Consider the following 12,854-nt stretch of genomic DNA (forward strand, 5'->3'; position numbering starts at 1 on the left):
GAAACACATGGAGCGTGTTGGCATTATTCAAATGACTTCGGGTCCGGATATTAACGCGAATTTGGACTTCATTGAAAAACAGTGTGCTTTAGCGAGCAAGCAAGGTGCCAAACTTGTTCTTACTCCTGAAAATACAGTGCTATTTTCCAGTCGCGAAGCTTATCATCAACATGCAGAGCCACTTGGCAGTGGCATGATTCAACAGCGGCTCTGTGAAATCGCCAGAAAGAACCAGTTAACGCTGATTGTCGGAAGCATGCCCATTCAAACCGCAAAAGGTGTCACCACCACAACACTTGTATTGCCGCCGCACGGTAAATGCATTGCTCACTATGACAAACTGCATATGTTTGATGTCGACGTAGCCGATGGTTATGGTAGTTATCGTGAGTCGGATACGTTTATGGCGGGTAATCAAATAGTCGTTGCGGAAACTGATATCGGCAGTGTTGGATTGAGCATTTGTTATGATTTACGTTTCCCAGAACTTTATAAAGTATTGCGTCAAGAAGGGGCGGATATCATTGTGGTGCCCGCTGCGTTTACCGCTGTGACGGGGCAAGCTCACTGGGAAGTATTATTGCGAGCTAGAGCGATTGAGACACAATGTTGGATTTTGGCAAGCGGACAAACTGGAACGCATCCATGTGGACGAAAAACATGGGGACACTCAATGGTCGTTGACCCTTGGGGACGTATCCATAAACAGCTTCAGGATGAAGTAGGTTTATTGGTGACTGAGATAGATTTGTCACAAAGCCAACAAGTAAGGCAGAATATGCCGCTGACTCAACACAGTCGCTTTCAAAATGAATTGAGACGGAAATAAAAGAGCTAACTATGAGCACAAACCAAATAGAACAGGCACTCCTTGCCCCAAATGGTCTGACAGAACAAGACATTGCTGACACGCTTGCCAGCATTGCGACGCGCCAGATCGATTATGCGGACATTTACTTTCAGTCCAGCTGGCATGAGTCTCTGGTTCTAGAAGACAGCATCATCAAAGATGGCTCTTTTAACATTGATTGTGGTGTTGGTGTCCGTGCAGTAACTGGCGAGAAAACCGGCTTTGCCTACTCTGATCAAATCCAGCCTGAAGGCCTGAAGCAGAGTGCAATGGCGGCGCGCGGTATTGCTCAGCAAGGGCAAAATGGCAAAGTCCAAGCGTTTAAACGCACCGAAAACCAAGCGTACTACGCGGCTGTGAATCCACTAGCTGAATGGGAAAAGCAGCAAAAAACAGAATTGCTCAAATCTCTAGATGCTTACATCCGCACTAAAGAACCATTGATTAAAGAAGTTTCGATCAGCATCAGCGGTGTGCATGAGCAGATGCTTGTTGCGGCAACAGACGGTACTTATGCAGGCGATATTCGTCCTTTGGTGCGTTTGTCTATTAGCGTGCTTGCACAAAAAGGTGAACGACGTGAACGCGGTAGTGCTGGTGGCGGCGGCCGTTTCGGTTACGATTTCTTTTTAACGGAAAGCAATGGAGTGAAACAAGCTTTCCATTATGCAGACGAAGCGATTCGCATGGCGTTAATCAACCTTGAAGCAGAAGCAGCACCAGCAGGCATGATGCCAGTGGTATTGGGCTCTGGCTGGCCTGGCGTGTTGCTACACGAAGCGGTAGGTCATGGACTAGAAGGTGACTTTAACCGCAAAGAGTCGTCAGTGTTCTCTGGAAAAATGGGTCAACAAGTGACGTCTTCACTGTGTACCATCGTCGATGACGGCACGTTAAAAGACCTTCGTGGTTCACTGAATGTGGATGATGAAGGGGTAAACGGTCAGTACAACACGCTTATCGAAAATGGTGTGCTGAAAGGTTACATGCAAGACAAGCTAAATGCGCGGCTAATGGGTGTAAATCCAACGGGTAATGGTCGCCGTGAATCGTATGCACACTTGCCAATGCCTCGTATGACCAACACCTACATGCTTCCAGGTGAACATACGCCAGAAGAAATTATCTCGACGGTCGAGAAAGGATTGTATGCGCCAAACTTTGGTGGCGGCCAGGTGGACATTACTTCGGGTAAGTTTGTGTTCTCTGCATCGGAAGCGTACTTGATTGAAAACGGTAAAATTACGCGCCCTGTTAAAGGTGCGACGTTGATTGGCTCAGGTATCGAAGCAATGCAGCAAGTGTCTATGGTCGGTAACGACCTAAGTATCGACAAGGGCGTTGGCGTATGTGGTAAAGCAGGTCAAAGTGTGCCAGTTGGTGTTGGTCAGCCGACCTTGAAGCTGGACTCACTGACAGTGGGTGGCACTGAGTAACTCAGTCGAATCGTTATAAAAAGAGCGCTCATTAGAGCGCTCTTTTGCTTTGTGAATCGGTGTCAATTACAGGTTTTCTTCAGCAAATTCCGCCAAGCGGCTACGAACCACGCCGTTGAGGTGAATATTTGCGCTGCCTTCAAAGTTCTTGAAGCGCTCAACCATGTACGTCAATCCTGATGTTACTGGGGTGAGGTAATGAGAGTCAATCTGCGCCAAGTTACCGGAGCAGACGATTTTGGTTCCTTCACCACAGCGGGTAATGATGGTTTTGATTTGTGATGCAGTGAGGTTTTGACACTCATCAAGCAGTACAAACGCATTTTGAATCGAACGGCCACGCATAAAGTTGATCGATTTAAATTGAATGTTGGCTTTATCGCAGATGTACTTCAATGAGCCTTCAGTGCAGTGATCGTGTTTATGTAGTGCTTCCAAGGTATCGGTCACCGCCGCTAACCACGGCATCATTTTCTCCTCTTCGGAGCCGGGTAAGAAGCCGATGGATTCACCGATATCTGGCGTGTTACGTGTTACGATAATTTTATCGAACATGCTTTTTTCAATGGTTTGCTCCAATGCTGCTGCCATTGCCAGTAATGTCTTACCACTACCCGCCGCACCCGTTAGAATCACCAAGTCAATTTCTGGATCGAGTAAGGCATCTAACGCCATTCCCTGGTAGATATTTTTAGGTGTGATGTCCCAAGCCTTACGATGCATTAGACGTTCGCGGCTCAGGTCGAGAAGCGTTAGCTTGTCTTCATTGATGGTTTCTACGCGACCAGCAAAGTCACTGTCTTCATCAATAACGTATTGGTTGATAAAGGTTGGGTCGAAGGGTTCGCGACTGAGTTTGTGGTAAGTTTTTCCGCCCAGTGCATAGCTTTCTACTTCCTCAATACCGCTCCAGAAATCACCTTCACGTAATTGAAAGCCTTTGGTTAGGTATTGAATGTCGTCAATCAGTTGGTCGGTTCTATAGTCCTCAACAAAGCGTACACCAGCCCCTTTGGCTCGCAGACGCATGTTGATGTCTTTCGTGATCAGTACCACTTCACGTGGTGCACGTTTATTTTGCAGATAAAGCACCGCGTTGAGAATACGGTTGTCACCGGCTTTGTCGGCGAAGGCTTTGACGGTTTCCTGCAGTTCAAAATCCGCCAAAATGGAAATAGTACCCTGGTCGGGGTTGTCTTTAGAAACAGGAATGCCTTCAGAGATTTCATCTGGCGTTGCTTCTTTAAACAAATCTTCCAAGGTGCGAATAGCCACGCGCGCATCTCTTGCAACGTCGCGCTTACTGTCTTTGATTCGGTCGAGTTCTTCCAACACGGTCATGGGGATAACGACATCGTGTTCTTGGAAAGAGAAGATGGCAAAGGGTTCATGAAGAAGAATGTTGGTATCGAGTACAAACAGTTTCCGATCGGTATCGCCCATAGCGTCTCCTTGCCGTAGTACGGCTCTGCATGCGAGTTGTTAGGTCGTTTCCAAATAGGTGTGAAGTGACCTAACTCTGATTGCTTGCAATAGAGGTTGTCGGGCTGATGTCGGCTAGTGTGCAACCGAGTAGCAAGACAACTTACTGCAAACCCGTGTTGATCCTAATCGTGTACTAACGCGCTTAAATCATATGCAATGGTTTTAAACGCCCCTCATTAGAAGTATACGTAATATTTACGTTCTACAACTTAATAATTGGCATGAGTATTTTACAATTTGATTGCATTTAGAGTTTGGGAAAAAAAGTTTCTGCTTGGTGCGGTTTCGGCGTGACCTAAATCACAGCTTCAAGTAAGATTAGCGACCTTTTTCTGCGTATAGGCTACGTCCGATTTATCATGTTGAGCTGGCTTAAAAAATACTCAGTTCATACTGAAATGACGAATGCTATCGGCATAGCAGAAGCCAGAATCAGATCTAAACTATTATCCATGCCCACGGGCATGAGTAGACCAACAAGAAATACGAATCAAGAACTAATAACGAGGTAGTCAATTCATGACATTTGCTTTGGGGCAGCGCTGGATTAGCGATACGGAAAGCGATTTAGGTTTAGGTACCGTTGTAGCAATGGATGCTCGTACTGTGACATTGATGTTTGCAGCGTCAGAGGAAAACCGAGTTTACGCACGTAACGATGCACCTGTTACCCGAGTCACCTTTAATGTTGGGGATGTCATCGATTGCCAAGAAGGTTGGTCTCTAAAAGTAGAAGAAGTACTGGAAGATGAAGGTCTTTACACCTATTTCGGTACTCGTGAAGACACGCAAGAAACCGCTGTTGTTCTGCGTGAGATTTTCCTTAGCAACCAAATTCGTTTTAACAAACCTCAAGATAAGTTGTACGCCGGTCAAATCGACCGTATGGACAACTTTGTTCTGCGTTACCGTGCGCTAACCAACCAGTTTGAGCAGCATAAGAGCCCAATGCGTGGCCTATGTGGTATGCGTGCAGGTTTGATCCCTCATCAGCTTTACATCGCGCACGAAGTTGGCCGTCGTCACGCGCCACGTGTCTTGTTGGCGGATGAGGTAGGTTTGGGTAAAACCATCGAAGCGGGCATGATCATCCACCAACAAGTTCTGTCTGGTCGTGCCGAACGCATTTTGATTGTGGTGCCTGAAACACTGCAGCATCAATGGCTGGTTGAGATGATGCGTCGTTTCAATCTGCATTTCTCTATCTTTGACGAAGAGCGCTGTATCGAAGCTTTTGCGGATGCAGAAAACCCATTTGATACTCAGCAATATGTGCTGTGTTCTTTGGATTTCCTACGCAAGAGCCGCAAGCGTTTTGAACAAGCACTGGAAGGTGAATGGGACCTACTAGTTGTCGATGAAGCGCATCACCTTGAATGGAGCCAAGATAAACCGAGCCGTGAATACCAAGTGGTAGAAGGCTTGGCTGAACGTACTCCAGGTGTGTTGCTACTGACTGCAACGCCAGAGCAGCTTGGTCGTGAGAGTCACTTTGCTCGTCTGCGTTTATTGGACCCAGACCGCTTCTATGATTACGAAGCATTCGTTGAGGAAGAAGAGCAATACGCGCCCGTAGCAGATGCGATTACTTCACTCTTTTCCGGTGAAAAGCTACCTAATGAAGCAAAAAACCAGATCACTGAGTTATTGTCTGAACAAGACGTAGAACCACTTTTCCGCATTATCGAAAGTGAAGCGGACGAAGAAGCTAAAGCGTCGGCACGCCAAGAGCTGATCGATAACTTGATGGATCGTCATGGTACAGGGCGTGTTCTGTTCCGTAACACGCGCGCGGCCATCAAAGGCTTCCCTAAGCGTAACGTGCATCTGATGCCAATGGATATTCCACCGCAATACACTACATCAATGCGTGTTGCTGGGATGATTGGCGGTAAGATGAGTTCTGAAGCACGTGCGATGAAGAACCTTTACCCGGAAGAAATTTTCCAAGAATTTGAAGGCGATGACGCGAGCTGGTGGCAGTTTGACTCGCGTGTGAATTGGTTGCTTGAAAAAGTAAAAGAGAAGCGCAGCGAGAAAATCCTCGTGATTGCTTCTCGTGCGAGTACCGCACTGCAATTGGAACAAGCACTGCGTGAGCGTGAAGGTATCCGCGCCACCGTTTTCCACGAAGGTATGTCGATTCTTGAACGTGACAAAGCGGCGGCTTACTTTGCGCAAGAAGAAGGTGGAGCACAAGTTCTTATCTGTAGCGAAATCGGCTCTGAAGGTCGTAACTTCCAGTTTGCCAACCAACTTGTCATGTTCGACTTGCCATTCAACCCAGACTTGCTTGAGCAACGTATTGGTCGTTTGGACCGTATCGGTCAAAATCGCGATATCGACATTCATGTTCCTTACCTGAAAGGCACATCGCAAGCGATCCTAGCACGTTGGTTCGATGAAGGCCTGAACGCTTTTGCGGAAACCTGCCCAACAGGCCGTGCTGTTTACGATAAGTACTCCGATGATCTGATTGAAATTCTTGCCTCTGGTGATACCAGCACGCTAGATGAGATCATTGAAGCGTCAGCAAAAATGAATAAAGAGCTGAAATCCCAATTGGAGCAAGGCCGTGATCGCCTATTAGAAATGCATTCAAATGGCGGGGAAAAAGCACAACAAATCGTTGAGAAAATTGAATCAACCGACGGCGATACCAATCTGGTCACCTTCGCACTTTCTCTTTTTGACACGATTGGCTTGAATCAAGACGATAAAGGTGAAAACGCCCTGATTGTGACCCCATCTGAGCACATGATGGTGCCAAGCTACCCAGGTCTGCCATACGAAGGAGCGACGATCACGTTTGATCGTGATACAGCGTTATCTCGTGAAGATATGCACTTTATCAGTTGGGAACACCCAATGATCCAGGGTGGTATCGATCTTCTTATGAGTGAAGGGGTGGGGACGTCTGCGGTATCTCTATTGAAAAACAAAGCGTTACCAGTCGGGACTATTCTTCTTGAGTTGATTTACGCGGTAGATGCGCAAGCGCCAAAACGCAGTGGTATCGCGCGCTTCTTACCGAAAACGCCAATCCGTTTAATGATGGACTCGCGTGGTAATGATTTGTCTGCTCAAGTGGAGTTTGAAAGCTTTAACCGCCAGCTCAGCCCTGTAAACCGTCACTTAGGTAGCAAGTTGGTTACGTCGGTACAGAAAGATGTACACCGCTTAATTGAAGCCGGTGATGTTCTTATTGAAGAGAAGGTTGAAGAAGTACGCAAACAAGCTCATCAAGATATGCAGCACAGTTTGAATGCAGAACTTGAGCGTTTGCAAGCACTGAAAGCGGTGAACCCAAATATTCGTGACGAAGAAATTGAAGCTATCGACGCACAAATTAAAGAGCTCACTGGTTACATCAACCAAGCTCAGGTTCAGCTCGACTCGCTGCGTTTGATTGTGGTGAGCCACAACTAAGTAAGTATTTATTGCTCATTAAAAAGGTCTTCAGTTGAAGACCTTTTTCTTTATTTACGGTTTAGTTTCTTTATGCGGAATGCATTAATCACTGATAGCTACCTCATTTACATCAACCACTTCCACCAGATAAATACAGCCAAGAAGCCAAACAAGTAAATCAGGCCTGCAATCGACAACCACTTTAGTTTAGGTCCAACAGCCAAAGGCTCAGGTAACTCAGTTTTGCTCACTAAGGTGTAATTTAGCAGAGCAAAGAATGGCGTGGTCATAAAGGCGAGGATCATCGCAAAGTTCAGCATAGGCAATAACGCAGAAGCCCAGAAAACCACAATACCCAATGCAAGTAAGGAGACTACCAGCATGATCGCTGAAGTGGTTTTAGGGTTAGTGTCTGGTTGCGAGCGCAGTAAGCGTTGAGAATCCGAAATAACGCGCGAATAGCCATCAATAACGGTAATCGTGCTGCCAAAGATACAGAAAAACGCAATTACCGCGATCAAGTAACGAGACCATTCGCCAATCGTTGCCGCATATAAGCCAACCAATTGGTGGGAGAAGCCAACGCCAGAGCTTTCAAGCGCAACGCCAGAACCATAAAGCATCAAAGAGCCTAGCGATACAAAGATAATGGCAAGAAACGCCGTGCCAATATAACCGACATTAAAGTCAAATAGAGCAGAGCGGTATGTTACTTCTTGCTGGCTTGATTGGCGTTTTAGCCACGCTGAGGTTAAACAGGAGATCTCTATCGGTGCAGGCATCCACCCCATTGTCACGACGATAAAACCAATAGCCGCAATAGACCAAGGTGACGGCGGCTCGAAGTTGGCTACTTGCTCAACAGGGTTACCAAAGGCGATAGAAACAGCGAGTAAAGTCGCGATGGTTAACACCGACATGATCACCTTAGATAGCGTATCGAGCGCTTTGTAATGGCCAGCAAATAATATGATCAGGCAGGTGACAATCACAATGATGCTGAGTGATGCCATTGATAGTGAAAACGGAATGAAGTAGCCCAGCAAGCTAGCGCTAAACATCAACAAAGCGGCGGTATTGATGACGGCCGATACCACGCTCAGAAATAGAAATAGCCATAGATAAGGCCGACCTAATTTCGCGTAGCCCTCAACCAAGGTCAGCCCTGTCCCCATGGTGTACTGTACGCCCGCTCGGAAAAAAGGGTATTTAAACAGGTTTACGAGCAGAATCAGTGCAGCCAATTGCCAACCATAAATCGCACCAGCCTTGGTTGATGCCACGAGGTGAGAGCCACCGACCGCAGCAGATGCCATTAATATGCCGGGGCCTAGCGAACGAAAAAATAAGGAAAGTTTGGATTGGGGTTTATCTATAACGGCGGAGTCCATTGCTTATTGTCCTTTTTATCTTATGTATCTTTCTAAAGAGATACATACCGCAGTACATGACAAGCTGAGCGAACGCCCTATACTGCGCAACGGTAATGTCTTTTAAATGCTGTGTTTTGGTGTATTTATTTTAAGTATTCTTTGCGAATATCATGCTGTGTGCATCTAGCACTCTATTCAGTTATGCGTCTTGTTGTCAAACTAAATTTACAACGTGCTATTTTTAGTTTTTATGCTAAAGGATTGACTTTGTTTTATTGGGTTGAACTTTTCTTCAGAATCCTGCATCTGGGTGCTATTTGGGTATATAATCGTGGCGTTTTTATTTTGTAGAGATCTCCCATGGCAATGCTTGAATATACCCCTCCCACCGACCCTTGGGTTGATATCGTTTTTGAGGATGACGACATTCTGGCAGTGAATAAGCCATCAGGGCTGCTGTCTGTCCCTGGTCGCCTTGCAGAGCATTACGACAGCATGTGGAGCCGCCTCAAAGAGTTGCATCCAGAAATTCAAGTTGTGCATCGCTTGGATATGTCGACATCAGGGTTGATGTTGCTGGCGAAAAACAAACCCGCGGAGCGAGCATTAAAAAAGCAGTTCCAATATCGCCTCACTCACAAGGTGTATTACGCACGTGTTTGGGGGCATGTTGAGCCGCAAGAAGGGAATATTGATCTTCCATTAATTTGTGATTGGCCAAATCGTCCACGACAAAAAGTATGTTTTGACGACGGCAAACCATCTCAAACTTTATTCCAAGTAGTGAAGCGTGAAGTGCACCCTGATGGCACCCATACAACCGTTGTGCGGTTACTCCCCATTACTGGTCGATCGCATCAGTTACGCGTGCATTTGATGGCGATTGGTCATGCGATTGTGGGTGATGAGTTTTATGCAAGCGAAGAGGCGTATCAGTTTTCAGAACGTTTAGAGTTGCACGCTGCGGAGCTAAGTTTTTATCATCCAGCTACGGATCAGCTGAGCAGTATTTTTGTACCCTGTGACTTTTATTCTGAAGCCGAGGCGATGATCTTTAACTATTTTTCGCCAGAGCGTACATTGCCTGATTATAAAACGTTGCCACACCCTTAATGCCAATTGCACTCAACAGCGGTTCTTTCTAGTTCGCTATTTTTGGCTATTTCGTTACTGTGGTTGATGTATCCTGTCTTTCAGCCGTGAACAAGGAGTTGTTATGTCTTTGCCAAGCATCGTATTTTTAGACCGAGCGACCATCCCAGAACATATTGAGGTCCCACGACCTGGCTTTCCGCACCACTGGCGTGAGTACGACCTAACTGCGCCTGAGCAGGTAATAGAAAGGTTAGCAGATGCCGATATCGTGATTAGCAATAAAGTCCTGCTTGACCAACATGTATTAGAGCAACTACCAAAATTACGGATGATCGCGGTTGCCGCAACTGGTTTTAACAACGTCGATGTGAACTACTGTGCTAATCATGATATTGCGGTTGCTAATGTACGTGGTTACGCGACGCGTTCGGTGCCCGAGCACGTGATGGCAATGTTATTCGCTTTAAGACGGAATTTATTTGGGTACCACCAAGATATTGCCGCAGGTGAGTGGCAGCGTAACCAGCAGTTTTGTTTTTTTACTCACCCAATCGGGGATATTGGTGGTAGCACGTTAGGTGTTGTTGGTAGTGGGGCACTAGGGCAAGCGACGGCGAATCTGGCTCAAGCGTTAGGAATGACCGTCTTGTTTTCTGAGCGTAAAGGGGCGGCAGAATGTAGACCAGGTTATGTGCCGTTTGAGGAAGTATTAAAACGCTCCGATGCGCTGACTTTGCATTGCCCGCTCAACGATCGTACTCAGAATTTAATTGGTCAAGCTGAGTTGCAACAAATGAAGTCCAACGCCATTTTGATTAATACAGGGCGTGGAGGTTTGGTGGATGAGAGCGCGCTGGTGGATGCCTTAAAACAGCAAGAAATTGCAGCGGCTGGTTTTGATGTTTTTACACAAGAACCGGCTGATGAGAGCAATCCGCTGATTGCCAATATGAGTTTACCTAATTTGTTACTTACACCGCATGTTGCATGGGGCAGCGACTCATCTATCCAACGTTTAGCGGAAATCTTGATTGAGAACATTAACGCTTTCGAGCGCGGAGACCGCGTGAATCGCTTAGTGTAACGCTGACAGTAAAACCAAAGATAAAAAAAGCAGACATTGACGTCTGCTTTTTGCGTTTAAATCGAATGCTCATTGCTTGAGCCGTCGAATTAAAACTCTTCTTCGTTTAGACCTTTAAGGATCTGAAAGATTTCGCGGTACGCTTTTGCTGGTTTCCCAGCTTTTTTCTCTTTCGCTGCTTGGCGAGCAAGTTGGCGTAGACGCTGACGATCCGCTTCTGGGTACATTTCCATTACGTCATCAATGGCTTTGTCACCTTCTTCCACTACGCGATCACGCAACGCTTCAAGTTTGTGGAATACCGCCGTTAATTGAGAGTGCTTATTACGAATTTTATCCAGTGCGGCTTGGATTGGCTCTGGATCTTCGTAACGCATCAATTTACCGATACGTTGTAATTGGCGACGACGCGCTTCATTTTTAAAGCGTTGCGCGTCAGCAATTGCTTCTCGCAAATCTTCACTCAATGGAAACTTTTCTAGAACTGAAGGTTTGAGGCCGACAAGCTCCTCACCTAGCTTTTGCAGTTCTTCCATGTCTCGCTTCATCTCGGATTTACTTACCCAGATGATCTCTTCTTCTGGTTCCCATGGCGCTTTTTGATTCTTACGTGCCATTTCAGTTGCCTGTGTTTTGATTAATATTATGACTATTTTAACAAGAATCATGGGGAGAAAGCGAAATTCTTGTTATCCTATTGTTCATCAAAGACAAGATGTGAAAGACAATGGATATTAAACAGCAGGTTGCTGAGCAACGTACCGAGCTAGAGCAAGCCGTCGCAAGAGCCTTAAAGCTTGCATCGGCAAAATCTGACGCCGCCGAAGTCGCAATTACTAAAAGCACTGGTTTAAGTGTTTCAACTCGTATGGGTGAAGTAGAAAATGTCGAGTTCAACAGCGATGGTGCGCTGGGCATTACCGTTTACCGAGGTCAACGCAAAGGCAGTGCTTCCACGTCTGATTTAAGTGAAGCGGCAATCGAGCAAACCGTTATAGCGGCGCTAGATATTGCACATTACACATCTGAAGACCCATTTGCAGGCCCTGCAGCAAAAGAATACATGGTGCAAGAGATCCCGGAGCTTGATCTTTTCCACCCTGACGCACCCGATCCAGACTATGCTGCCGATGTGGCGATTGCCGCTGAGAAAGAAGCGCTAAGTTATGACAGAGCAATCAAGCAAAGTGATGGCGCGAGTTATGATAGTCATTATGGCGTGAAAGTGTATGGCAATAGCCATGGCTTATTAGCTAGTTATGCGTCTAGCCGCCATAGTACTAGCTGTTGTGTAATTGGCGTTGGTCAAAACGGCGAGATGGAACGTGATTACAGCTACACCGTGGCACGTCATCGTGATGACTTATGGACCCCAGAAACGGTGGGTCGTAAGGCGGCAGAGAATACGGTTAACCGCTTAGATGCGCAGCGTCTAAAAACAGGTCAATACCCAATCATGTTTGCGGCTGATGTTGCGACAGGCTTGATTGGCCATCTCGTTATGGCGATCAGCGGTGGTAACCTGTACCGAAAATCTTCTTTCTTACTTGACCATCTAGGCAAACAAGTGCTTCCTGAATGGTTCAATATCTCAGAACGTCCGCATGTATTGCGTGGTTTGGCATCAAGTCCATTCGATAGTGAAGGTGTGTACACTCAAGACCGTGAGATCATTACCGACGGTGTGCTAGCAACTTATCTGTTAACCAGTTATGCCGCACGTAAAATGAAGATGACGCCGACAGGTCACGCTGGTGGGATTCATAACTGGTACGTGAAGTCGACAGGCCAAAACTTCGAGCAAATGCTTAAAGAGCTCGGTACTGGTCTTCTAGTGACAGAAGTCATGGGACAAGGTGTGAACGTGGTAACGGGTGATTACTCTCGCGGTGCCGCAGGCTTCTGGGTTGAGAATGGCGAAATCCAATACCCAGTATCAGAAATTACCATCGCAGGTAATCTAAAAGACATGTTCACCAAGATTGTGGCGGTTGGTAGTGATATTGAAACGCGCTCACAAATCCAAACGGGCTCTATCCTACTGGATAGCATGAAAGTGGCGGGTGAATAAGCTTTTCTAGCAATTCAGAATCAAAAAAGCCTGATGTGTTCATCAGGCT

The 12,854-nt window shown here is 46.4% G+C and carries 9 protein-coding genes; 6 read left to right on the plus strand and 3 right to left on the minus strand.

Annotation, left to right across the window (positions count from 1 at the left end):
- The first annotated feature begins 7 nt into the window (after positions 1–7).
- Together R7Z47_RS18375 and tldD are read left to right on the plus strand one after the other, a co-directional pair.
- Positions 8–829 (plus strand): carbon-nitrogen hydrolase family protein, encoded by an 822-nt coding sequence (locus R7Z47_RS18375; protein ID WP_005388437.1) that lies wholly within the window; start codon positions 8–10, stop codon positions 827–829.
- A gap of 11 nt (positions 830–840) precedes the next feature.
- The gene (gene tldD / locus R7Z47_RS18380; RefSeq protein WP_005381134.1) at positions 841–2,286 is read left to right on the plus strand and encodes a metalloprotease TldD; all 1,446 of its coding nucleotides are present in this window, start codon (positions 841–843) and stop codon (positions 2,284–2,286) included.
- A gap of 66 nt (positions 2,287–2,352) precedes the next feature.
- Here tldD and R7Z47_RS18385 read toward each other — a convergent pair whose 3' ends face one another.
- Positions 2,353–3,729 carry a PhoH family protein gene (locus tag R7Z47_RS18385; RefSeq protein WP_005381133.1) on the minus strand — a complete coding sequence of 459 codons (1,377 nt, stop codon included), beginning with the start codon at positions 3,727–3,729 and terminating at the stop codon, positions 2,353–2,355.
- A 561-nt stretch (positions 3,730–4,290) separates the two neighbouring features.
- On the opposite strand from R7Z47_RS18385, the gene rapA reads away from it, so the two are divergent.
- Positions 4,291–7,200 carry an RNA polymerase-associated protein RapA gene (gene rapA / locus R7Z47_RS18390; protein ID WP_005381132.1) on the plus strand — a complete coding sequence of 970 codons (2,910 nt, stop codon included), beginning with the start codon at positions 4,291–4,293 and terminating at the stop codon, positions 7,198–7,200.
- A gap of 107 nt (positions 7,201–7,307) precedes the next feature.
- Here rapA and R7Z47_RS18395 read toward each other — a convergent pair whose 3' ends face one another.
- Complete coding sequence (locus R7Z47_RS18395) at positions 7,308–8,573, minus strand: NRAMP family divalent metal transporter (protein ID WP_005381130.1); 1,266 nt, start codon at positions 8,571–8,573, stop codon at positions 7,308–7,310.
- Positions 8,574–8,915: 342 nt separating this feature from the next.
- Here R7Z47_RS18395 and rluA point away from each other — a divergent pair, with 342 nt between their 5' ends.
- The gene (rluA, locus tag R7Z47_RS18400) at positions 8,916–9,668 is read left to right on the plus strand and encodes a bifunctional tRNA pseudouridine(32) synthase/23S rRNA pseudouridine(746) synthase RluA (RefSeq protein WP_042523486.1); all 753 of its coding nucleotides are present in this window, start codon (positions 8,916–8,918) and stop codon (positions 9,666–9,668) included.
- Positions 9,669–9,771: 103 nt separating this feature from the next.
- Positions 9,772–10,734 carry a D-2-hydroxyacid dehydrogenase gene (locus R7Z47_RS18405; protein ID WP_151514342.1) on the plus strand — a complete coding sequence of 321 codons (963 nt, stop codon included), beginning with the start codon at positions 9,772–9,774 and terminating at the stop codon, positions 10,732–10,734.
- 89 nt (positions 10,735–10,823) lie between these two features.
- Here R7Z47_RS18405 and yjgA read toward each other — a convergent pair whose 3' ends face one another.
- Entirely contained in the window at positions 10,824–11,351 is a 528-nt protein-coding gene (yjgA, locus tag R7Z47_RS18410) for a ribosome biogenesis factor YjgA (protein WP_005381124.1), read from the minus strand.
- 110 nt (positions 11,352–11,461) lie between these two features.
- Here yjgA and pmbA point away from each other — a divergent pair, with 110 nt between their 5' ends.
- Positions 11,462–12,805, plus strand: a complete 1,344-nt coding sequence (pmbA, locus tag R7Z47_RS18415) for a metalloprotease PmbA (RefSeq protein WP_238843935.1) — start codon at positions 11,462–11,464, stop codon at positions 12,803–12,805.
- The last annotated feature ends 49 nt before the right edge of the window (positions 12,806–12,854 follow it).

Origin of the sequence: Vibrio sp. 1641 (assembly GCF_033339995.1) — a bacterium.
In the GTDB taxonomy this organism is placed as follows: domain Bacteria; phylum Pseudomonadota; class Gammaproteobacteria; order Enterobacterales; family Vibrionaceae; genus Vibrio; species Vibrio alginolyticus.

Excerpts from the sequence above, each read along its gene's own strand:
- yjgA (WP_005381124.1), bottom strand. The coding sequence starts at position 11,351 with ATGGCACGTAAGAATCAAAAAGCGCCATGGGAACCAGAAGAAGAGATC.
- tldD (WP_005381134.1), top strand. The coding sequence starts at position 841 with ATGAGCACAAACCAAATAGAACAGGCACTCCTTGCCCCAAATGGTCTG.
- rluA (WP_042523486.1), top strand. The coding sequence starts at position 8,916 with ATGGCAATGCTTGAATATACCCCTCCCACCGACCCTTGGGTTGATATC.
- R7Z47_RS18395 (WP_005381130.1), bottom strand. The coding sequence starts at position 8,573 with ATGGACTCCGCCGTTATAGATAAACCCCAATCCAAACTTTCCTTATTT.
- R7Z47_RS18375 (WP_005388437.1), top strand. The coding sequence starts at position 8 with ATGGAGCGTGTTGGCATTATTCAAATGACTTCGGGTCCGGATATTAAC.
- rapA (WP_005381132.1), top strand. The coding sequence starts at position 4,291 with ATGACATTTGCTTTGGGGCAGCGCTGGATTAGCGATACGGAAAGCGAT.
- pmbA (WP_238843935.1), top strand. The coding sequence starts at position 11,462 with ATGGATATTAAACAGCAGGTTGCTGAGCAACGTACCGAGCTAGAGCAA.
- R7Z47_RS18385 (WP_005381133.1), bottom strand. The coding sequence starts at position 3,729 with ATGGGCGATACCGATCGGAAACTGTTTGTACTCGATACCAACATTCTT.
- R7Z47_RS18405 (WP_151514342.1), top strand. The coding sequence starts at position 9,772 with ATGTCTTTGCCAAGCATCGTATTTTTAGACCGAGCGACCATCCCAGAA.